Source organism: Sphingobacterium spiritivorum ATCC 33861, assembly GCF_000143765.1.
GTDB lineage: Bacteria > Bacteroidota > Bacteroidia > Sphingobacteriales > Sphingobacteriaceae > Sphingobacterium > Sphingobacterium spiritivorum.
In genome coordinates, this window is record NZ_GL379771.1 from 595,261 (window position 1) to 619,126 (window position 23,866).

17 protein-coding genes are annotated in these 23,866 nt (G+C 39.5%); 7 read left to right on the forward strand and 10 right to left on the reverse strand.

What is annotated here, in order from left to right:
* Positions 1-134 precede the first annotated feature (134 nt).
* From HMPREF0766_RS12665 to HMPREF0766_RS12690, 6 genes are all read left to right on the forward strand, one after another.
* Positions 135-1,598 carry a WG repeat-containing protein gene (locus tag HMPREF0766_RS12665; RefSeq protein ID WP_002997844.1) on the forward strand — a complete coding sequence of 488 codons (1,464 nt, stop codon included), beginning with the start codon at positions 135-137 and terminating at the stop codon, positions 1,596-1,598.
* An 86-nt stretch (positions 1,599-1,684) separates the two neighbouring features.
* Complete coding sequence (locus HMPREF0766_RS12670) at positions 1,685-2,119, forward strand: hypothetical protein (RefSeq protein ID WP_236590639.1); 435 nt, start codon at positions 1,685-1,687, stop codon at positions 2,117-2,119.
* Between the two features lie 164 nt (positions 2,120-2,283).
* Positions 2,284-4,146: a M1 family metallopeptidase gene (locus HMPREF0766_RS12675; protein WP_002997849.1), complete on the forward strand. Its 1,863-nt coding sequence runs from the start codon at positions 2,284-2,286 to the stop codon at positions 4,144-4,146.
* Between the two features lie 81 nt (positions 4,147-4,227).
* Complete coding sequence (locus HMPREF0766_RS12680) at positions 4,228-4,620, forward strand: hypothetical protein (protein WP_236590638.1); 393 nt, start codon at positions 4,228-4,230, stop codon at positions 4,618-4,620.
* Between the two features lie 77 nt (positions 4,621-4,697).
* Positions 4,698-5,276, forward strand: a complete 579-nt coding sequence (locus HMPREF0766_RS12685) for a TlpA family protein disulfide reductase (RefSeq protein WP_002997853.1) — start codon at positions 4,698-4,700, stop codon at positions 5,274-5,276.
* A 263-nt stretch (positions 5,277-5,539) separates the two neighbouring features.
* Positions 5,540-6,559: a 3-keto-disaccharide hydrolase gene (locus HMPREF0766_RS12690; protein ID WP_002997855.1), complete on the forward strand. Its 1,020-nt coding sequence runs from the start codon at positions 5,540-5,542 to the stop codon at positions 6,557-6,559.
* 61 nt (positions 6,560-6,620) lie between these two features.
* Here the strand turns inward: HMPREF0766_RS12690 and HMPREF0766_RS12695 are convergent, their stop codons facing one another.
* The gene (locus HMPREF0766_RS12695; RefSeq protein WP_002997857.1) at positions 6,621-7,010 is read right to left on the reverse strand and encodes a hypothetical protein; all 390 of its coding nucleotides are present in this window, start codon (positions 7,008-7,010) and stop codon (positions 6,621-6,623) included.
* A 426-nt stretch (positions 7,011-7,436) separates the two neighbouring features.
* Between HMPREF0766_RS12695 and HMPREF0766_RS12700 the strand changes: the two genes are divergently transcribed.
* Positions 7,437-8,402 carry a hypothetical protein gene (locus HMPREF0766_RS12700; RefSeq protein ID WP_002997859.1) on the forward strand — a complete coding sequence of 322 codons (966 nt, stop codon included), beginning with the start codon at positions 7,437-7,439 and terminating at the stop codon, positions 8,400-8,402.
* Positions 8,403-8,647: 245 nt separating this feature from the next.
* Here the strand turns inward: HMPREF0766_RS12700 and HMPREF0766_RS12705 are convergent, their stop codons facing one another.
* From HMPREF0766_RS12705 to HMPREF0766_RS12745, 9 genes are read right to left on the reverse strand one after another with little or no spacing between them, the layout of a single operon-like run.
* Complete coding sequence (locus tag HMPREF0766_RS12705) at positions 8,648-10,144, reverse strand: hypothetical protein (protein WP_002997862.1); 1,497 nt, start codon at positions 10,142-10,144, stop codon at positions 8,648-8,650.
* Between the two features lie 23 nt (positions 10,145-10,167).
* Positions 10,168-11,919 (reverse strand): LamG-like jellyroll fold domain-containing protein, encoded by a 1,752-nt coding sequence (locus HMPREF0766_RS12710; protein ID WP_236590637.1) that lies wholly within the window; start codon positions 11,917-11,919, stop codon positions 10,168-10,170.
* Between the two features lie 8 nt (positions 11,920-11,927).
* On the reverse strand, positions 11,928-13,931 hold the full coding sequence (locus tag HMPREF0766_RS12715; protein ID WP_236590636.1) for a M60 family metallopeptidase: 2,004 nt from the start codon (positions 13,929-13,931) through the stop codon (positions 11,928-11,930).
* A gap of 30 nt (positions 13,932-13,961) precedes the next feature.
* Positions 13,962-15,689 carry a LamG-like jellyroll fold domain-containing protein gene (locus tag HMPREF0766_RS12720; protein ID WP_002997869.1) on the reverse strand — a complete coding sequence of 576 codons (1,728 nt, stop codon included), beginning with the start codon at positions 15,687-15,689 and terminating at the stop codon, positions 13,962-13,964.
* Between the two features lies 1 nt (position 15,690).
* Entirely contained in the window at positions 15,691-17,256 is a 1,566-nt protein-coding gene (locus HMPREF0766_RS12725) for a DUF5008 domain-containing protein (protein ID WP_236590635.1), read from the reverse strand.
* 56 nt (positions 17,257-17,312) lie between these two features.
* Positions 17,313-18,056 carry a fasciclin domain-containing protein gene (locus tag HMPREF0766_RS12730; RefSeq protein ID WP_236590634.1) on the reverse strand — a complete coding sequence of 248 codons (744 nt, stop codon included), beginning with the start codon at positions 18,054-18,056 and terminating at the stop codon, positions 17,313-17,315.
* Positions 18,057-18,069: 13 nt separating this feature from the next.
* Positions 18,070-19,605 carry a RagB/SusD family nutrient uptake outer membrane protein gene (locus tag HMPREF0766_RS12735; RefSeq protein WP_002997874.1) on the reverse strand — a complete coding sequence of 512 codons (1,536 nt, stop codon included), beginning with the start codon at positions 19,603-19,605 and terminating at the stop codon, positions 18,070-18,072.
* 11 nt (positions 19,606-19,616) lie between these two features.
* A complete protein-coding gene (locus tag HMPREF0766_RS12740; RefSeq protein WP_002997876.1) occupies positions 19,617-22,799 on the reverse strand; it encodes a SusC/RagA family TonB-linked outer membrane protein in 3,183 nt (1,060 codons plus the stop codon).
* A gap of 24 nt (positions 22,800-22,823) precedes the next feature.
* The gene (locus HMPREF0766_RS12745) at positions 22,824-23,861 is read right to left on the reverse strand and encodes a DUF5007 domain-containing protein (protein WP_236590633.1); all 1,038 of its coding nucleotides are present in this window, start codon (positions 23,859-23,861) and stop codon (positions 22,824-22,826) included.
* Positions 23,862-23,866 lie beyond the last annotated feature (5 nt).

Consider the following 23,866-nt stretch of genomic DNA (forward strand, 5'->3'; position numbering starts at 1 on the left):
TATATTTCAAATATGCGATTTTGATTACAGAAACTGTAACTTTAGCGGTATAAAATATCGCAAATGCTTACGAAAACGTTTGTTTTAATCGCGATTTAACAAGACTTTTGTTGCTTAGAATCGAACCACACTACATGAATAAATTTTATTTATTAATAACCTTGCTTCTTTTAAGCTATTCCGCACAATCTCAGTCACCTACATATAACATTCGGTATAACTTTTTTATATCTGCAGAACTTAAAAACAGATTAGCAGAGAAAAAGAATAAATCAACCGAAAACGAATCAGGCAGTGTTCAAACGATCAGTATGATAGGAAATGACGGAGATCTGCTAAATGATATCGTATATAATAGGGATTTTATTCGGGTTGAGGGTAAAAACAAAAATGCTAAGGTAGAGCTTATTGATATTGCTAAAAAGGAAACTGTTTTATTACATCCAACATATAAAACTTTTGTAAAAAAAACATTTGACAATGCCTATCCTATAGTCGGCACCTTATCCTTTGACGAGGACGATAAGAAACAAAAGGAGATCCTGGGATATACATGTAACAAAGCCACGCTTACTTTTGATTTTTCCGGAATTAACGAATTAGATGGCTTTGACCCTACAGCAGAAATATGGTATACCAAAGATCTTCCACGCCTGTTTTGGAGAGATAATACCTATCTTCAGAAAATTCCGGGAACAATGCTTTTAATGACCATTAATGGAGTTGGCTTGCTGGCTTCCGTTGTCAAGGAAGTGAAAAACGACCCTAAAGTATTTGAAATTCCTTCCAACTATACAGAGCAGGAACAGGTATATCCTCAAACAGAAGCCAGGAATGATTCTGTTATAGATGCAACCATTGACAGTGCTATGATTGACAATTATATTAGCGATTCACTGGTTTCTTTTCAGGATGAAACTACCGAATTGTTTGGTGTGCGGGATCTGGAAGGTAATATCGTTATTCCTGCAGCTTATACACTACTCATGGTGACAGGGGCAGATGTTCTAATCGCATCCGATTCAAATGAAAAATACGGAGCAATCGATCTGACAGGTAAGGTACTGATCCCGTTCAGATATGAGAGTTTACTATGGACGGCAGAAGGCCCTGTTATATACACAGAAAATAATCTCTATGGCTGTCTAACCCGTGAGGGGGAAGTCCTTATTCCGGCTCAATACGAATATATCAATGAATTTGACGGACAATTCACTGCTGCAATGAAAGATAATAAAATGGGTATTATCAATCTCAAAAATGAGATTGTATTTCCATTTACCTATGAAAGTATTATTCAGATAAGGAACGGCCTGTTTATTGGTATTCAGGATTCAAAGTATTATCTTCAGGAATTTAACAAATCAAATCCAACGTTATCAGGTTACACTTATCTGGAAATCGGCATAGATAATGATATCATCGTTGCTGAGAAGGATAATCTTCACGGGTATATAGATAAGAGTGGTAAGGTGCTGATTCCGTTTAAATACCATCTGGCCAGTGCTTTTTCCGATGGAGTTGCCTATGTCACTGATGAATATGAAAATTCTTTCTATATCAATCAAAAAGGTGAAACCGTGAATATGGAAGAATAGTAAAATAAAAATGCCTGAAAAGTGCCAATTCGATAAACTTGGCACTTTTTTTATTCCTTAAGGGGTTGTCCAAAGTAACTTGACATATGTCTGATCAAACATATTACATTTCAACATTACACCGCGCCAAATACATGGCTCTTATATTTGGCGGCATTACTTTAGTAGCTGTTTTACTTGCATTCACTCCTTTTAGGGAAATCGTCAAAGTGTTGATCACTTTAGTATCCATTCCTTTAGTTATTTTTCTGGCAGTACGTTACAGCCGTATTCCTTCACACTGGACGTTTGATAATCAGAAACTGACTATCATAAAAAGTGAAAAACATATAGAGTTGCCACTGGCGAATATCTCTCATATCCGCAATCTACCCCGGTCAGGCGGAAACCTATTGATTATATATCAGCGCAAAGGTCATTCATACCGCTTCTGGAGAAACAAACTTTTTCAGAATGAAGATGAATTACAGGCAATGATTCAATATATTCAACATCATAATATAGAGTATTATAATATGTAATATTTCCTGAAGGGTAAGAGAAGGATTTCGGTAAAGTCTGTGAACGCTCCCCGATTGTCTTTTACTCTTCCGAATGTCAGAATTGTACATATTGAAGCCTACTGCACTTTATCATTAAATGGTTTTTCGTAAGTTTGGCGGTATTAATCGATTCATCATTTATAATGAAAAAACTGTACTTCTTATTTCTTATTGCATTGCTATGTACCAATGCATTTGCTCAACGTAAAGGTTATTGGGACCAAAAAGTAGATTACACCATGGTTATTGATGTTAAAGAGAAATCTTATCAATATGATGGAAAAATGAAATTGCTGTACACTAATAATTCCGGACAGGAACTTAAGAAAGTTTATTTTCATCTATATTTCAATGCTTTCCAGCCGGGGAGTATGATGGATTATCGTTTAGCAAATATTGCAGATCCGGATCCACGGATGACAAGCAATATCGGCACGAAGGAAAAACCGGTATACCAAAGCCGCATAGCGACACTAAAGCCTGACCAGATTGGCTATCAAAAGATAAAATCTCTGACTCAGGACGGCGCAGGTACAACTTACAAAGTTGATGGAACTATACTGGAAGTAACCCTTGCGAAAGCGATACAACCTAATTCTTCCACTACATTTGATATGACGTGGGAAGCGCAGGTACCTGAACAAATTCGCCGCAGCGGTCGCAACTCAAAGGAGGGTGTAGAGCTTTCTATGACGCAATGGTACCCGAAGATGGCCCAATTTGACGAATTCGGATGGCATCTCGATGAGTATGTGGCACGTGAGTTTATTGCGCCTTTTGGTAATTTTGATGTCACCATCAACATAGACAAGGATTACGTTATCGGAGGATCGGGCGCTTTGCAGAATCCGGATCAGGTAAAAGGATATGTCAAAAATGCTAAAGTCCAGTCGGCAAAAGGGAAGGCTTCGTGGCGCTTCAAAGCAGAGAATATTCATGATTTTGCCTGGGCAGCTGATAAGCAGTTCTTAGTAAATCATGCCCGCAGCAAGGGTGGTGTGGATGTATACCTGGTCTATAAACCCGGAGCTAAAACCACTGAAAGCTGGACTCGTGCGATGGAATATACAACTGCATTTTTTGATTTTTGCGGCAGCAAGTTTGGTGCATATCCGTGGTCTACTTATACTGTGGTACAAGGTGGTGACGGCGGAATGGAGTATGGTACAACTACATTAGTGACTGGTGAAAGATCATTAGAGAGTCTGGTAGGAGTTATCTACCACGAGGCAGCACACTCCTGGTATCAGCATCTTTTCGGAATCAATGAAACGGTAGACGAGTGGTTTGATGAAGGATTTACCAGTTATATCGAGGAATTGGCTTTTCAGCATTTATTCAAAAAGACCAATCCTATGCCTGATAACCCTGTTCTTCCTGCATACAAAAGCTATATTAAACTGGCACTGTCCGGCAAGGAAGAGCCTGCCAGCTTGTTAGCTGATTATTATAATACCAACTATGCATACAGCAATGAGGCTTACAATAAGGGTCAGGTACTTGCTGAACAACTGGGCTATATCATAGGGCAACAGAATCTGGAAACTACATTTTTAAAATTTTATGAACTCTGGAAATTCAAACACCCTACTCCTAATGATTTCAAACGCGTAGCGGAGGAGGTGTCTGGTATTAATCTGAAGTGGTACTTTAATTTGTTTATCAACACGACCCGCAAGATTGACTATGCGATTACTCCGGGAGAAAACAATGAAATCAACCTGATTAATAAATCGGATTTCGCAATGCCTCTGGATGTATTGATCGAATATCAGGATGGCAGCAAAGAATTATTCTATATTCCACTACGTGAGATGAGAGGAGAAAAACCTGCTGAAAATTTCTCAGTCTATCAGGGTGTGAAGAGAACTGTACTGGAGGACTGGTTCTGGACAAAACCCACTTATACGTTTAAAGTCTCCAAAGCTGTAAAAAAAGCATCCATTGATGTAACAGCCCGTCTGGCTGATGTCAATGATACCAATAATGTATTTGAAGTAAAATAACGAACGGCTTTTTGTAAGCTCTGTTTGTAAAATAGGGCTTACAATTTGTCTTTATATAAAGGGTTTGATATCTTTATAATCATGTCAGGAAGAGATAACAGACAATACACAAATATGGCAAAGATCATTATCTATATGGTCTTTATCATATTTATCAGTGTATTCAGCTCCTGCCCTTTCAAACTGGCTATCAAAGCGCTGAACAGCGAACAGGAAGACATTGCTCTTCCTTCAGGCGGCACAACTACCGCTCTGACTAAGGGCAGTGTCTCTGTCACCTGTGCAAATATGACCCGGGTACGATCGCATAGCGGTCATTCCTCTCCTTCTTTCCTTGCCCCATCCTTTATTCTTTATTTTCACAACATTGGCTCACTTTATCGTGACATTCGGGTAGAACAATATACAACCGGAACTGAATACTACAGCTCTCCCACTCCCACCTATCTCTTAAACCGTACCCTGCTGATTTAGCCTAATCGTACTTTTCATCCGGTATAATTTCACTTTATTTATTTACGTTGATTAATCAACTAGATTGATATTCTAATATGAACAAAAAAACATTCCATATTATTCTTGGGATCATGACTTTTTTGGTATTGATCACAGGAATCAGCCTCTACGCATTGGGCAATCAGATTAACGAACTTAAAACAGATAGCAATCCTTTAACGGAGTCCGGCTATGCGGACAGCAAGACAGAGACACAGACTATCGGAAAGACTGATGCAGTATTTAAAAATGTTAAAGGCGAAAAAATTGTATTAAAGGATATACGCAACAAAGTAATTTTTATAAATATGTGGGCCACATGGTGTCCTCCATGTAAAAAGGAGATGCCTTCTCTAAACAATCTTTACAATAAACTTAAAAGTAATCCCAACATTGTATTTATTATGATGGATGTGGACGGCAAATTAAAACAATCTACCTCCTATATCAAGGAAAAGGGTTTTAGCCTGCCTAATTATATTGTAGAGGGTAATTTACCTGAAGAGTTCAGCACTAATTCGATCCCTACAACGATTATCATTGACAAATCGGGTAAGATGGTCACGAAACATATAGGTGCTGTTGATTTCGATCATCCTGAAATGCTTCCTTTTATTCAGAATCTCCTGAAATAGCAGAACATTAACGATATATGTGCAATATATTATAGTTCGTAATTTCTGATGACATCGCCTCTTCTATACTCAGGGAGGCGATGTTTATTTAATGGTAGCGACGTACACATTCTGAAGAATAATATATAAAAGTTACGATCGAAGTTATTAAAAGGCATCTGCAATTTGTAGATTTGTATAAGGCCTCATCCGGCACACCTATCCGTGACTGAGGAACCGAATACATCATTAAATAATTTTAGTTGACCAAAAACCAATAAAAAATGATCAAAAAATTTATGTACAGCGCTCTGGCTGTGGCTTCAATCAGTGCCGGTCTGGTATCTTGTAATCCAACTGCTAAAGATGGTTCTGCTACTCAGGATTCAGTAGCTAAAGAAGAAGTGCACAACCCTGCGACACAGACTATTCCGGAAGAATACAAGGACCTTATCGGAAGATGGGATCTTACCGTTGATAAAAATGGCAAGGAGGCTCCTTCCTGGATTGAGATTAAACTTTCGGGATTCAATACATTGGTAGGTGCTTATGTTGGCGACAGCGGAAGTCAGCGCCCTGTCTCTCATGTTATTCTGAAAGATGGCAAGTTTTCCTTTGCTATTCCTCCTCAATGGGAAGGCGGAGAAGGTGATTTTACAATAGAGGGTCAACTGGACGCAGGCAATCTGAAAGGTACTGTAACGACAAATAAGAATGAGAAGTTTACATTTACCGGAGTAAAAGCTCCTTACCTGAATCGTACAGGGGAAGTGAAATGGGGTTCTCCTATAGCACTTTTCAATGGTAAGGATCTGACTGGATGGAAGGCATCTGCACCGGAAAACCAATGGAAGGTGATCGATGGTGTGCTGACAAGTGAAAAAGCGGGTGCAAACCTGATCAGTGATCAAAAATTCGAAGACTTTAAATTGACTGCTGAATTCAGATATAAGGAAGGTGGGAACAGTGGTATCTATCTTCGGGGACGCTATGAAGTTCAGATTGAAGATAGTCCGAAAGACAAACATCCTGGAGCACTTTATTTCGGTGGTGTATATGGCTTCATCGCTCCAAATGAGATGGTGACTTTAGGCCCTAATGAGTGGCAGAAATATGAGATCACTCTGCGTGGTCGTCTGGTAACTATAGTGGCTAATGGCAAAACTATTATCAGTAATCAGGAGATACCTGGTATCACGGGAGGGGCACTGGATAGTAAAGAGGGTGAACCGGGACCAATCTATCTTCAAGGTGACCACGCTCCAATTGAATTCAGAAACATTACGATTACTCCTATTCTGTAGGAATTTTGAAGAATTATTCTGTTAAATAAAAAAACAGGGCTTTTCTAAAAGCCCTGTTTTTTTATTTCTTTTTTTGTAGTTGTTTTAATTGTGCTTCCAGGGCAGCTATGGTCTTTAGTTGTGACCTGATCGTGATCTCCTGAGTTTCAACCACTTTATTCAGTGCTTCAATGGTGGAGTCAATATGCCGCATACTCACATATCCATCCGGATCATCTAGCGCTACACCAATACCATCCTTAAACATTTCTCCGGTTCCTTTGAGAAGCCAGGCTTCATTTATATCACTATATTTAGCTAAAATAGTAACCAAAGTATCCGAACCTAAAGACGAATTCTTTTGTACTCCTTTAAAATTAGCATAAGAAAGTCCCAGGTCTTTAAAGAAATCAGCCTTGTTAATCTTCTTAAATTTCGCTATCTCCAAAATACGTTCTTTAATATTAGTCATTATTTTGACTTTTTATTTGAAAAAGATAAAATAATATCCTAACTTAGTTTTAGAAACAAATTCTCAGACCAGTTAAAATATTTCATTCATGAAAAGTACAAAAAATAACTTAAAATCCAAACAATCAGAAAATCTGTCAGATTTCTCTGTTGTCATTACCTCGTTTTCTCTATCGTATAACTTAATAAATCTAATGGAATAAAGATATCAACATCATCAAACTTTTGATCAAGTGAATGCCTCAGGAAGATAAGTCCTACTCCCACCAACTATTTACATTATTAGGACTTCAATGATACCCTTTATTATCCGCCTGGTCTACGGACCCGAATAGCGGATCAACGCCCTCCCTTCTTATTGCATATGTCATACAACTATATGTCCTGTTCTGGCATACAGGATAGGAATGCTGTATAGTATTTTGCTATGGCTATCATTTGTCTTATCAAAGAGGTTACCAGGTACTCCTCTTTTGCAGTCAGGCTCTTGTCTGATGGGACTCTATATATTTCTGCATCAGACATCATTATCCACTATCAATCTATTATCAAAATGAATACTCCTTCTGAAAACCCTAATTCTACACATAAAGAGCTTATTATACAAGCCATCCGCTCTTCTATGGATAGTCTATATATCTATTGCTTCAGTTATCTTATCCGGTCTCAACAGGCAAGCACCCCTGTTATTAGTCGTCATGAAAGGCTAGAATTACATCATTATTACTTGTTTGTCGTAACTGAAAGTCATAGAGAAGAATTCCTTCAAAAGCCGGCTGAAGTCAACAGCAGACTTCCTGAGCATATCCGGGTTACACTGGTTTGTGAATCTCTTGACGAATTAGAAGAAGAATCAAATTACAACAATTCCTTTTATCAACATATTTTAGTCAGTTCCGAAAAATGGGTAACGGATAACAAACACCCTGTTGATATTACCCCATACGAGATAAGACAACTTGTGCTACACAAAACAGATGAACAGATCTGGAAAATACGCTACAACAATGCAAAAGGACTGTTAGCCTCGGCTTCACAGGGATGTGGTTGCGGATATGATGAAGCCGTAGCTGTAATGCTTAGCCTAGCATTGGAACAGATCTGCCTCGGCATGATTCTTATTCTGTTAAAATATTATCCTCCTGCCAAAGATCTGGTCTATCTGTTTGACCTCATATCATGTATAACGCCCATTGCTGAGGAGATTTTCTGTCTCAGTATTCCGGAAGAACGAAAAATAATAGAAAATCTAAGTGATGGCCTCCGACAATTCAGAAGCATTTCGAGTTATGAAGTCGATGGATATAATTTATACCTTGTATGTGATCGTACGGAGATCTTTCTGCAAAAAGCTGATCAATTCGTACTTACATATCTGGAATCTTTAGAATAAGCTCAATGTTATGTATATATTATTTCTGATTCCAGTAAGATGACAGGATTATAAGTTATTTTAAGATATGTTGAGAGTGGAATAAATACTTGAATTACAGATTTATGAATACATCTAAAAACGGAAGAATAAGAGAGCTGCAAAAGTTTCTCCCTCTGCTATCAATTTGGATTTTACAAACTCTTATGATATAAGTAAGGCCGGATATTACGGCCTTACTTTTTAACTGATTATTGAGAACAGATCTATTTTTCAGGATAGCCTGTTAAGTAGATTTCATTGAAATTGGCAAATTGATTGGTAGTCGAGAATGTAGTCAGACAAACTATTTTTACGGCTTTGAGAATTTCATTATTATTCAATGCCAGCTTGGTCTCCTGTACGGTATTTGATAATGTAAACTGTCCAAAGTCAATCTCTTTTCCCTGCAGATCTATTCCGTAGACTCTTACATCTTTCACGACTCTGTTACTCGCACTTCGGTGAAGCAAGGATATCTCTTTTACAACAATCGGATCGTACGGCGCTGCCGGAGTCCTGAGTGCAGCCTCATTGAACAATCCTGAGGCCGAAGCAGCTCTTGTTTTTGTAAAGGTGAAAATCAAAGTAAATGGATACTTTTGATCTGCCGGATGTGAAGAAGTCGTCGTCGTAGACCATTGTGTATGCCATATGGTAGATGTGCTGGCATCCAGCATAAAGGATGGCGGACCTTCGGATGTGGAATTTGAATTGGAGGCATATGGTGTCCAGCCTTTACGTGCATCAGCAGTATTGAATGCTTTAAGCTGACTTGGTGCAACAGATCCGTTGACAACGGTACTCAAACCTTCTTCTCCGGTGACCTTAACAGCTATGGCTGTTGCAGTAGTATTAATAGCGAAAATATAGTTACCATTTTCAACAGCTGTATTTGGAATTGTTAACTTTTGCGGCGCACCATTTAAAAGGTAACTGATTTCAAAATTGACATTTTTACCACTTCCGTTGCTCCAGAATATCTGCCCTTTATTAAAATAGCCTGACATCGACACTGAAGCTGCGATTTCTTTGTAAGGAAGAATACCAGGTCTCTGGCTGTATGGGTAGCTTTTGGAAGTCAGATTAAGCACTTTATCAGTAACCGTAATATCGAAATCATAGGCTTTGGTTTCATCATTCAAACCCATTACCTCAACTATAACATCCAACTCACTGCTGGTAACTGTTTTTTCTTTTGGTTGTCCGTCAACCTGATATTTTATCTTGTACTCAAATTGTTTTGCGGTAGTAGAAGGAAATATAAACCTGACTCCTCCCGGAGATGCCAGCATGGTAACTCCTTTTGCTTTGAATTCATTTTCAAATGGTTTGGAGGTGATTTTGATTGTGCTGGTTTTTGACGGTGTATTGTCTGCTGTGTAATAGACAATATTAATACTGTATTCTTTTTCCTGTTCCACAGCCAGTACTGTAGGTTTGTCGAAACTCACGACATCTACGGACTTTGTTCCGGATGCTTCCTGGTAGGTAACTGTTGCCTTTTTGACTCTGTCGCTCACCGCTGGCCAGAAGATCTCTATCTGCTGATTGTAATTGCTGAACAGCGTCAGATTATTGGGGCGAGCGGTTGGTCTTGTGGTCGTAACCGTCTCCTCTGTCTGAACAACATCCGGGAATATCAGCTCATCCTGTTTACAGGAAGTGAACAGGAGCAGCCCCGAAATAAAGAGAATAAATAGGTGTTGAATATCTGCTTTCATAATTGGTTTTCTTTAATAATGGTTTATTTTAAAAACTCTACTTCAAATTTGTTTAAGAAAACACTTCCTTCCAGTTTCCATGTATCCTGAGTTTTTACTCCCATCCAGTAATAGACTTGTGGAGCAATGTCAATATCCTGAAACAGTATACTTTTATTTGCATCGACAAAAGGCAAGGTATTGGCCGAAACTTTATAACTGTACTTACCCTGAAGGGTAATATCAGGTTTTCCGGAAATAGCATTTTTAAATTTGCCACTCTTGTCATTGTCTTGCATCGGCCAGTAACCTTTCAGGTTAGCGTAATAGGAATCGCTTTCTGCAATACCCATTTTATTGGCAAGAGCCCGCACTTCTGTTTCTTCCAGACTCTTATTGAAAATCATGACGTCACACATATAAAAATCTACATACTGATTAAAGAAAGTAGACCCCTGAAAGCCGAATGTAAGTGCACTTGGGGATAATACTTTTGTAATATCCATTTTATTGGATTGCGTGCCGGATAATACTCCGTTTACATAAAATTTAGACACTACATTTTCACCTTCCTGATATATAACTCCTGTGATATGTGCCCACTCTCCGTTACGTGATATATTATCCACTTTCATTTCATTTTTTACGCTTCCGTCTGCTGTAAAGAAAGAAACACCGTTTCCATTTCTAAAGAATGACCATCCCGGAGTTTGCCCGGTTCTGGCATTTGTCTTACTAAGGAATGGAGGGACGTCAAAATAATAATCACCCCGTGCTTTATTCTTATTGATCTTGATTTTAGCGGCAATGGTCAGTTGCTTTGTTTTAGCAGGATTATAATCATCTTCTGTCGTGCCTATATTTGTATTTCGTGCTCTTACTCCTTCTGTCGGTGAATTTGTTTCACTACCATCGAATCCGTAGAAATTGACAGGAGTGATCATTTCGCCATTAAGCTCTGAGGAAGCAAAATTGGGATTATGATATAATGTGAATGAATTACGCTCCTGGAAAGAGCTTCCTCCATACGTGTTCCCGGTGCCTCCATGATTGGATGTAAGGATAATTAACCAGTCTTCGTATTTATAGTTAGCTCTTGCTTTGAGGGCATTGATAATTTCCCCTACATATTGATCATCTTTTTTGACCGCAGCTACGTACTCCGGACTGCTTGCTGAAAAAGAGGAATTTACTCCTGCTTTGATCACATCTGTGAGCTGCAAAACCATAATGTCTACATTTCGGTTTTTCAGATAATCAACGGCCTTATTTTTGGCGTCTTCATCATTTGCTGCCAAAGCACTTTCATCAGCATCCAGCAGCAAAACATTGGCTAAACCGGTGGATTGAGAAATTGCATATGTTTTTTTCTCCGGTGTTAGTTTCTCAATTCTGTTTATAAAAGAAGTCGGGTAAACTAATTCCGCATGTTCATCCTCTCCCTGTTCAGGCAAATAATCTTCATTACTGATATGATGTGTAGCTGAAGTCTGACCAACCATCAGACTCGTCCAGGTGGGTGCATCACCTGTATTTTCTCCCGCTATTGCTCTGAAAGAATACTTACTGTTTGGAATAAGAGATTTGATCGTTTCGGGCATGATTTCTTTCATTTCCTTACCAACAGCACCATCTATCGAAATCAACAATACCTTGCGTTGCACAACAGTATCCGGCGGCAATTCATATTCTTCAAAATTCGGCCCGGGATTGTCATATTTTGAACAACTGAAAAGCAGTGCCAAGGAAGCAAATGCTATTGTTGCAAAAGAGATGTATATATTTTTACAGTTCATAATAGTCATTAATTAATATCAAAGAAAACACCCAATTCGGCCAAAGCCACATGATTTTCACCTCCCAGATTCTTATCCGGAAATTCAAATTTGACGTATCTCGGTTCTACTAAAGCAGGGAAATAAAAATCTCTTCTTGCATTTCGTTGTGCTGTAGCCTCACTTGATTGTGCCAACTTATAGTCTCCCTGCTGTGTCCAGCTGATATTATCCGTACTGGTATATACTTTGACACGTGTTGCATATGTATTCCCTTGTCTGTTCTGGATAAAAAATCCTCTGATTTCGCCGGCAGTTTTCATATCTATCGTAATGGTAACCGGAAGTGAAGTAACAGGATTACAACTGCTGTAACAGGTGTGCCAGTAAGTTGTAATGCTACCATCATTGATAGCTGTAAATTTCCCGGTACTTTCATTAGTTGCTGTAGCCATGTTAGAGGTATACTCAAAAGAGCTTGAAGGCAGATCATATTTTGGATTCATGGTAGAATTCCCCCCTGTTTTATTAATAGGATCGTATGTCCAGGTTGTCATTTCCATTGGCGGGTATTTGGCACGCATCTCCTTCTTAGCTACGTTGCTGACAGCCATTCCCCATGCTACCATAAAACGGTAGTAATCACGTCCTGTAAACTCGCATAACGAACGGTAGAAATAATCTCTTTTAGCCTGATCCAATGAGAACTGATAGTCTGAATTTCTGGATTTATTATATAAATAGGTCATAAATGCCCATCCGGATTCTCCGTTTTTTCCCTGTATTTTATCAAATAACTGCAGGAAAGGTGTCAGTCTGAAAAACGGTGCTTCTCCATCGGCAATTACTCCGTCCAGATTTGAGAAATTCTTTCCTGTCAATGAAGCTGCAAACGTCAATGCTGTAGGTATAGCTGTCTTCAGTGCCGGGTGAAAATTGAGGATAGTTGCATTACCTCTTCTATGTCCTCCGTTAAAAATAAAAAGGTTATTGGATGTTTCTCCCAGATCTGACCAACTCCATGTAGAAGTCTGCTGGAAGTTGTGGCCGACTTCATGATAAGATCCCCATGAGTTGCCATTGTGTATGGTTGTCAGATTGGTCAGCTCATCCAGCCACTGCAGATCATTCTGTGCTACCCATGGGAAACCGCTATGTGCATATCCCAGCGAAGGTTGTATATCCAAAACAACGCGTTGAGGAAATTCCGGATAACGGTTTTTCACTTCTGCAGCAGTGGCACTCAATCCCATCCAGTCGTAATAATCTTTCTCATATACTACATTCCATTCGGCCATTACCTCATTAAGATCATTGAATCGTCCCTGATTAATGAAAGTAACTACATTCGCACGCGGAACTGTCATCACCATATGTTTACCCCGGATTTCTAACCACGGAACATTATTCGCCAATACATCTTTTTTCCATGCTGCAATGTCGCTCTGTCCGTGAACAAAATCTGAAGCTCTTACAGGGCCACTGAATTTTAAGTTTACAGGATTTGGACGGGCCACATTGGAACGCACCCATATTGTACCGCCATAGAGATTACGTACATAGTTGACTCCCGGAGCAAGCTCTTTAACAGTATAGATCACCGGATCCCGTTTTAATGTTTCCTTCCCAGTCAGGTTGTCCATGTGTGCTCCTATCTGCACAGTCAGTCCGATAAGTCCCTCCGGTACGGTGATCTTGACATTTTCACCGGGAGGCGCATACAAACCGGTACTGTATATGGCCTGAGGAGCTACATTGATCTTGTAATCTCTGGAGGAAATGACATTCTTATTCATGTCTATGATGATAGCTGTATCTTTGATACGCGGCACATTTTCGCCTACCAGACCCGGAAATACACGGGCACGATCGTACAAGCTTTTGTCTGCAACAAACATTGTAGTATCTATTGCTGAAGGATCCTGATCTCCATCCTGATGCCCATCCTGGAAATCATATCCATACTTTTTACAGGACAATAATAAAGTCCCTATGCACAATGCTATGAATATTTTAATATTGCTCTTTTTCATAATAAGTTCTTTAATCGTTAGCATTAGATCTTAATCTCTTACCAATATATAGTTAGGTGTCCAGCCTTTTCCGTCCAGCGACCACTGATAAATATCACTTGTTCCAAACCACTGATAGATCATAAAAGGCACATCTACAGAATTAGGAACCATATGATAAAAATCCCCACCCAGAGGTGATCTGAAATAATCTACCTTATCACTGAAATTCAGCCAGTCATATCTGCCTGTCAATACAAAATCTGCCCCTTTACCACTTTTTTCTTTCAATCTTGCCGTACCTACATCACTGTATCCCGGCCAGTATCCGATAAGATTGGCATACTGATCATGTGTCGGATCGACTTGTGTTATACCTGACAGATTTTTAACCTGTTCGTCTGTAAAGGCCACATTATAAATCTGTAAGTTAGAAAGGGTAAATCTTGCACTATTGTTAGAACTACCGGGTATTTTTCCGATACGCAGAGGTGCTGTATTATCCAGATTATTGCCATTCGTTGTAGCTGTACTGTTAAATACACCATCTGTATAGGCTTTTATAGATCCGGTTGTCCGATTCACAACAACAGTTACCGCATGCCAGTTCCCGTCATTTACGACTGGTCCAAAGACCTGCCCTCCGATGGAGGAGTTAAATCCCCACTTGCCGCTCTCACCAAAGAAATTCCAACCTGCTCCGCCAAATCCTTCTTCCCTTTTTGAGAAGAAAACAGGATAATTCCAGACCGCATTGGCTTCATTATATTTAAAAAAGAATACCACAGTAAAGTTTTTGTTATTTGCAAAATTATACTGAGAAGCATTTTCAAGTGTAGCTAATGTGGATGTTCCTTCTCCATAAGTAAGACCTACTGCATTACCCACAAAAGGCATATCTGTGGTATTCAGCTTGGCGATAAGCTTACGCCTGAATTTTGGCGAATAGAACATCGTGAATGTGTTTCTCACTGCATCCCCAAATACTGTCTGATCGTTGGTTGGATCAAGAACTTTCCCTCCTTTGGATGAACTGACAATAATTAACCAGTTTTCACTGCTGTAACTGGGTCTGTTGCGGATGATTTCTACAGCTTCTCCAATTTTCTGATCCACTTTATTTATTGCACTGATATATTGTGCATCAGTCGATTCATAAGATGACTTCTGGCCGGCATCATCTACTCCGTGAAACTGCATAACGATAAGATCTGATTTTCCGGATTTTAATTCTTCCAGTCCGGCTTTACTCATTTCCTCATCATTTCCTGCAAATCCCTTTTTAGCAGTAGCTGCTCCTCCAAGATATGTCACTAATGGATCCGACGATGCAAATACACTGGAAGTTGCATCCTTATCTATGCTTTTCAACCTTGTGAACACGGTTGGATAATCTTTTAAATCTACTGTTGATAAATCTGAAGAAGTGACTTTATGCTTATCCTGATACACGCCTGTCAGCATGGATGCCCAACCAATCTCATTGGTCATTGGATTTGTTTTATAATCCGTAAGACCATTGAACGTGTAAAGTGCATTTTTTTGCATCAAAGTCAGGTTTTTGACATTTGAACTGAGTACTGCATTTCCTCTTAACCCGTCCACTATGATATAAAGTACCTTAGGCTTTCCGACTTCCGTATTCTGATTGACCGGCTGCTCGTTTAACAGATTCGGAAAATCTTTATTACAGCTCATTACGATTACAGAAGCAACAATGACAGATCCGATCCGGCATACTCTTTTTGCGTAGATTGCAAACATATTACTTTTCATCATGTTAGTTCAGATTTGGGTTTAACTCTAATTTTACAATATTCCCTGTTGCTTTTCCATCTACAGAAAATATAAATCCTCCTAATATTACTGCCGGTAATCCAAGAGCAGAAGTCGTCTCTACAGCATCGTAAATGACACCATTGAAACTACCGATATGATTATAGCGCTGATCGGCAGACCCGTCCATATTTAGGATCAAAAGATTGGATCTGTTAATACCATCATACTTCTTGAATGATCCGTTTACCAGCACCTTTCCGTAACTCAGGATCTTGGCGTATACTACACCACCACCTTCAACCTCACGCATACGGAACGACTGATCTACGCTACCATTTGTATTGAGGAAAACAACATTATTAGCCACTGTACCATTGAAGTTTTTAAATACACCGGACAGTACAATTTTATCTTTGGCCGAATCATATGTTATCTCTACAATACTATTATCTGCCCCTGACCCTACATTGAAGGATTCGTCAACAGTGCCGTCCAGATTAAGACGGACAATATTTTTAGCAGGCTTATCATTGTATGATGTAAATTGTCCTACGAGAACAATCTTTCCGTCATTCTGTTGAATTGCACTGGTTACAATTCCGTTTGCTCCTTTATTATTGTATACGAATGTTGAATCCAGCTTTCCGTTTGCATCACATCTGAACACGTTCCGTACAGGTGTATAGACGTAGCGATAATTTTTGCGGGATGAATAGGTATAATCTACTTTAGAATAACGGTCAAAATTTCCTACTGCGATGATCTTATTATCTGCAGTAACGAATGTTTTGAGTATTGTTCCGGACTCTATTCCTCCATTAAAGGTAGATACAGTATCAACATCGTTCTTTTTGTCTTCAGTCGAATTGATAACTTCTACGATCATGGTATCCAGCTGTCCTTTTGAATTAAGCTTTGCAATTTTCATCGCTTCTCTCTGATTCATACTTACAAAATTGCCCCCGATAATAAAGGAACCATCTCTCATTTTCAGTATTGAGTTGACATTCCCAAATGGATTTACCCCTTTTCCGAACGTCATATTTGTACTGGCTTTACCATTACTGTTCAAAAATTGTAACCCATTGATCGGATTAGCTTTTGTCGCTGATTTTTCGAAATCAGTAAATCCTCCCGCAATAATATATCCTCCACCATCAGAAAGAATATCGAGTACAGTATTATTGAATCCGTTGATAATGTCAAATGTTGCATCTATAGAGACGCTTCCTTCTATCTTAAGTGTAGGGCCAAAGAACACCTGCTCTCCTATTTTGATCGTTGCTCCTCCTGAACTGATTTTTTCAGGAATTCTGATCGTGACCGTTGAGTCTGTCAGCTCTTCTATACCAACAGCTGTACTGTTTATAAAAAAGTCAAATTTTCCTTCGTATTGTTTCAATCCTTTGACTTCAAATGTCACTAAATCTCCCGGAAATGCCGATTCGGGATCGGCATATTTACTTTTGAAAGATACGCCTAGCGGTTCTTTCCCTCCGGCATACGGATTCTCCCCGACTAAATTGTCTTTGCTACATCCGACAGTTAGAATAGAACTAATTGTCATGAATAAAAGGAGTTTTCCTAAAATCTGTATATATCTGTATTTCATCTTGGTCAATATTAGTTTAGAGGTTTGATTCCTTTATCTACTGCTGCTCGTACAAAATCCAGACGCTGGAATCCAAAAATATGCCGGCTGAACTGCAGAACATGGAGCACTCCGTTAGTCGGCTGAATATCTGAAGTAGCAACTGGTCCTGTTGTCATACTGAAAAGATTATTAGATGACGAATAATTCTCCACATAATTAAGGTAAAGCTGTCTGTAACCGCTATATTTAATGATCTGTATATCGCCGTTAGAATTTACAGTCTTGGTATCATTATACAATACCCCGATATTCATCACCCTTCCGGAGTAGCTTGTATATCCTTGTCCACCAAAAGTTTCCAGGTTAATTGTATCCAATTGCGGAAAGTCCTTTAATACGTATTTATCTTTAATGATATACATCCCTAGAAAATCTTTCCAGACAGAAGGATCTACCTGTTTGTAGGATGTTACCGTATCCTGACCGCGGCTTACAAGATATTCATTGAGTTCTTTCATCGCTTTCACAATGCTCATATCAGGCGGAGCAAAGAAGGTAACACTCTCTTTGTCAAGAATGTCTTTCATCCCCGCATATTCCACTACTTTGGTCAAGGTATCAAAAAGGTCTTTACGGCCTTGCAGATATTGCCATATGGTACCATTGTATTTAGGATCATGCTTCCCCGTCTCTTCGTAATATTCTTTTTTACATGCGCTAAGACCAATGATTATAAAAATAATGGCCGGAAAAAATATATTCTTTAGTTTCATAATTTCTATCTGATTAGTTCCAATAAGCATTGTATGTCATAAAAGGATTATTTGCAAAAGCAGATTGATCGATAGGCCAGGTCCATCCTCCTCTATTAAATGCGTCTACAGACATCGGCGCTTCTGTATATTCGGCGTTGATTACTTTCTTTGTACGTACCAGATCATAGTACCAATGTCCTTCTCCCATCAACTCTCTGGCGCGTTCGTACCAGATCAGGTCTTTCAAATCTTTTCCATTCTCAGAAGCTGCTTCTTTTGCGCCAGCTCTTCTGCGCACCTCATTAATAACCAGTTTGGCTTCTCCGTCTCTTTCCAGCTCTGCCAATGCTTCTGCGCGCAGCATGATAGCATCATTATAGCGAAAGACGACCTGATTATCATCCGGGTTGTTATCTTCCCCTTCTTCCATAAAGACATTGACAAATTTCAACATCTGAAACTGGCCTTCTGTATTGTACATAAATTCGTCAAACCAGTATGATTTTCTCAGATCACGCTCTCCGGGAGGATAAAGCTTTTCCAAGAACTTACTGGAGTAATAGATATATGACCGGGTAACAACTTTATTTGGTGCACGCAATACATAGTCAGAAAAAGTAGATGACAAATGGAAAGACTCTCCGTAGTTAAAGTTTTGTGCAATTTCGAATAACCCTTCTTTAGTACGTCCTTTAAAGATCTCCTTGGTTCTTTCCAGTGGTAATAATGTATAAGCACCTCCGTTTTCTTCCATTATTTCTTTTCCCAATGCTGCTGTAGCTTCATAAAACGGAGTTTTGTTAGATGAAAATCCGGCTACCCACATATTCATATGCATCATCAGCGCAATAGCACTTCCTCTCATCGCCCGTATTGCCACGATAGATTGATCTTCGTATGTCCAGGGCAGATCTTTATAATGGGCAGACATATCTGCAATCCCTTTTTGTAATACTTCTACAAAATTTACACGGGGACTTGGGGTACTGTGAAAAGCTTGTGTATAATACGGAACGTCTCCCCATACTCTGACCATAAAGAAGTAGGCCAGATTACGTAAAAATACCGCCTCAGCTTTATATTTTTTGATGTCCGCCTCAGACAGAATTCCGCTTCCTACATTCTCTAACTGGTAGTACAGAATATTAGCTTTCTGTACCATGAGGAAGAAGTTATTCCATTTGCGGACCTGCTGAAAACCAAAATAATCATTGTTTTCTCCAAAGGCACGCTCCGGTTTATAATACTGTGCAAATAAGCTTTTGAGGTCATTGAACTTTAAATAGGTCAGGTGATTGAATGTCGCACCGGCACCGTTGGATCCGGGAGCCCTGTTGATAGGGGCACATCTGAAATCTCCGGTAGCCGGAAAAAAGATCTGACGCATTGTCGCTTCTCTGAAAGTGGAATAGATACCTCCTGTGAATTGTTCAAAATCGGCCTTAGTTTTCCAATAATTATTACCGGAGAGGTTATCGATTGGTGTTACATTTAGAAAGTCCTTTCCACATGATGTCACAAATAATGTGGTAATCAGTGTAAAACCTATGTATAATAATCGTTTCATAATTTTCTGAATTAAAATTGGACACTTAAACCTAATGTATAATTACGCGCTCTCGGATATCCTTTAGAGGAATCTCTTCCTAAATCAGATACCAACTCCGGATCTGGTCCTGAATACTTCGAGAATGTATAGATATTATTTCCGGAGAAATAAACACGGGCACCTGAAATTCCCATACGTCTGGTCCACTCTCTGTCAAAGTTGTAGGAAAATGTTGCCGAATTGAACTTCAGATATGATCCGTCTTCCTGGAACAGGGTTTGGTTATATCTGTAAAAATCATTCAGTTCATTTCGGATAAAATCAAACGGATTCGGATAGTAGGCATCATCTCCCGGTTGTGTCCAGATATTATACTGACTAAGCGGCACTAATGCTCCCGGCATAATTGGTTTACCATTGCTGTCATAAGTAACCAGTCCTCGTGGATTAGAATAGCTTCTGAAACGATCCGCCAGCGCATTGTTCAGGATATCACGTTTGATTGTGAAAACAAAGTTTGTTTGCAGAGAGAATTGTTTGTATTTAATAAATGCACCAAAACCTCCTGTTACTTTAGGCTGCGAGTTACCAACTACAACCAGATCTTTTTCATCCAGAATATAGTCACCATTCAGATCGGTCCATATCGGATCACCGGCTCTGAACTCTCTGTCTGCACCAAAGATTCCTCCGGTACGGTATTTCATTCCGGTACGCGGATCTACAGGCACATCATCATCTGTTCTGTACACACCTCTGTAGTGAAATAACACGTTGGATAATGTATTCGTTCCCAATTGGTAAAGAATATCCTGATAATAGTTGGATTCATCTTTGATCAACAGCTGCCTTACGCCATCCGGCAATGCTGCTGTAATATCCTGATTGATGGCAAAGTTTCCGTTAAAGGACAGAGACCATGTTTTGTTATTAAGTGGTCTGTAGTTAAACTGGAATTCATGTCCTCTGTTAACAACGCTGGTCTCATTGGAATTAACCGCTTCAAACGCATTCTCTGTAGAGATTAGCTTTTTTCTTAACATCTTATCACTCTGACTGTAATAATACTCATATGTGAATGTCAGATTGTTATTGAAAAATGCCCAGTCTGTAGCCAAATTGAGTGTTGTTTTCGTCTGTGGCTGCAGGTTCACATTCGGTATCGCTCCCAGATCAATAGATACGGTAGGTTGGTTATTGTATGTTCTGCCATCCTGAAAATACTTACCGTACACATCATAAATGGTACCTACGGGGATGATATTCTTACCCCATGTACCTCTTATGGATCCCAGCGATAACCAATCCCAGTTTTCAGCAAATTTTTCATTACTGAAGTTCCAGCGAAGCCCCCCTGTAGGAAGGTATGTCCAAGGGTTCAGTCCTCCTGTAGTAGAGGTACCGTCGACTCTGTATGTAAAATCTATATAGTATTTTTCATTATAATTGTATGAAAAACTTCCGGCATAACCGACCGTTCTTTTTTCCTGTGTGATTTTATATAATGTTCCACCTTTCTGATTGCGGGTATCGTATCCTAATCCGACTGTTATCTGATCATTTGGTGTACCCGTAATACTCATTTCATCTCCTCTCTTATTCACCACTTCAAATTCAGCAAATCCGTATACACTCAGATTATGTTTTTCAGCAAATGTCTTATTATAGGCCAATAGATTTCTATTGTACAATGTATTGGTCCTGTCATTATAAGAGTATACTTCAGATTTATCCGCATTCAAAGCGCCTTGTGTAAAACGATCTTGTGTCCCTCTGAGGTAATTGTAATTAAGCGTAGATGACGCCCGCACACCAGGTATAGGCTCATACTGAATTTCTACCTGAGAAGAGAGATTACCGGTTTTACTGTCATTGAGGACATTGAGAGCAGCCAGTGCATCACTACTTCCCGTAAATAAAGACGGTGATGGCAACAGAGAAGAAGTATTAGCCGAGCTGCCGACACCCGACTGCTGCAGCGCATTCCCTGATCCGGTACTGTTTTTAGCTAAAGAGCTGTTCAGGTATGCCATTAATCTAAACTTAGAAGAAGGCATATATTGCATATTCATTTGAAGAGAATAGCGTGTAAATCCGGTATTCTTAATAATACCATTTTCATCATAATAGCCGGTATTCACTTTATAGTTGAAGGCCTGATCTCCTCCGGATATATTCACATTCTGGCTATTGTTGACAGTTGGTCTGTAAAAATAGGATTGCCAGTCTGTAGAGTTATTGTAGAAAGCGTTCAAACTGTCTGCCAGCATAGGCGAATCATTGATATGCTGCAACGCTGAATTATAGGTTGAATCGTAACCAAGTATCTGTTGCAAGCGAAGATAACGTTCACCCTTTCCTCCGATTACGTTTCTCAGCCCCGGTACCGCATTAATAAACAGTTTACTCTCGTAAGATACAATCGGCACTTTAGAACGTCCGCGCTTGGTCGTCACCAGGATTACACCATATGCACCCTTTGATCCATAAAGTGCAGTTGCCTGTGCATCCTTTAATACGGTAATGTCTTCAATATCTTCAGTAGGAATCATGGCTATAGGACTGATACCAGGGCCTGCCGACTGAAATCCATACTCGTAATTTGCGTTGTCTTCGATCGGAATACCATCAATAACAAACAAAGGAGATGTGGGTGTCAGGAAAGCATTATCTCCAGATCCCTGCACATTGATATTGGAAATACCACGGATAGCCATGGATCCGCGAACTCCGGGAGTACCGTTATTCAACTGTACATTAAGTCCGGCAACCTTTCCCTGTAGTAAATCGGTAAAGTTTGCAGCGGGTTGATCCTGTATTTCTTTTCCGGATATGACTACTGCAGATCCTGTAAAGGATGTCTTCTTACGTGCCTGATATCCTACGGTGACCTCTACTTCGTTTATCACATTTTCCTTTATAGCCATGTTGATATTGTAGACGGTTCTTCCGGCTTCTATTTTCTGGCGAACCTGTGTTCCCTGAAATGTAAATAACAATGTGGAATTGGCAGGAACAGTCACCGCAAAAGATCCGTCTCTTCCGGAAGTACCGATTGCTCTTCTTGGTGTTTCTATCAAAATAGAGACATCACTTAGTGTTTCGCCATTTGCACTATTCTTCACAATCCCCCTCACTGTAACATTCTGCGCAAAAGCAACGGAACTACAGAACGTGCACACAAAACATAAAATAATATATATACTTTTCATAATTTCTGATTAATAAGTTGGGGGTTATTCATTAGTAAATCTTGGTGATTCGCCCGTAAAACGGAATTGAATTTCCCAATTGCCTTCTTCAAAAATTGCAAAATCTAACCCTAGTCTTGCCAGCACACTGCCCCCTCCGAAACCAAGTCGTCTGTATGCAAAGGTCACGCTGGCTCTTGTACCATCTATATTCGTATAGTCAGTTCTCTGATTAATCAATGGAATAGGATAAGCAACCTTATACGTTACTTTCTGATTGGTCTTGACCATATCAAATCCGTGAATCAGTTTTTCCCAGTTCGTAGCATTAAACTTATCCGGATTGATATAATTGTTTAAAGAATCTACAAAACTGAAGGTCAGGGAATTTCCGGCCTGTTCTTCATTTTTAAAGAAATAAACAACCATATCTCCAAAGCCTAGAAACTGCCCAGTGCGTTCGCCAACGGTATTCACCATTAAAGAAGGAAACACATACGGACGAAGAGACAATCCTGTAGCAGGATCGATGGTTGATGGTTCGTAAGGTCTTTCTTTGTAAGGCTTTAATTTCAGATTTCTTGCAAATTTGCGACCTCCTGTATTACTTATCTCTACATCGAAAACATAACCCGGATCAGGACTATTCTTTACGAAGCTGGATCTCCCCGGATTCCACATCGTGATCTCTCCGGATTTTTCCTGGATCTCTAACAGAGGTCTGTACTGCACTTCACGCTTACTCTCGATCTCAGCCAATGTAGTTTCAGCTCCTGTATACGCTTTTTTCCATACTTTGACCGGAAATTTACTGGTTAGTTCCGGTGCAGGATCTCCGTCTGCCGTACGGATACTGTAAATTTTAAAGTCTAAAGGAAGGGTAGAATTTTTACCCACATTCACATTATTATTGAACAGGGTCGTTCTGCCTAATACCGGCTCATAGGTAGTGGTAGTGTATGTCACATCATTATCCAATGCATCCAGATGATCCGGCAGATTTTTATTACACGAAGAGAGTAGTATAACAGATAACAGAGCTAAAGTGCCTTTTATCGTATTGCTTATATAATTTCTGTTCATATACA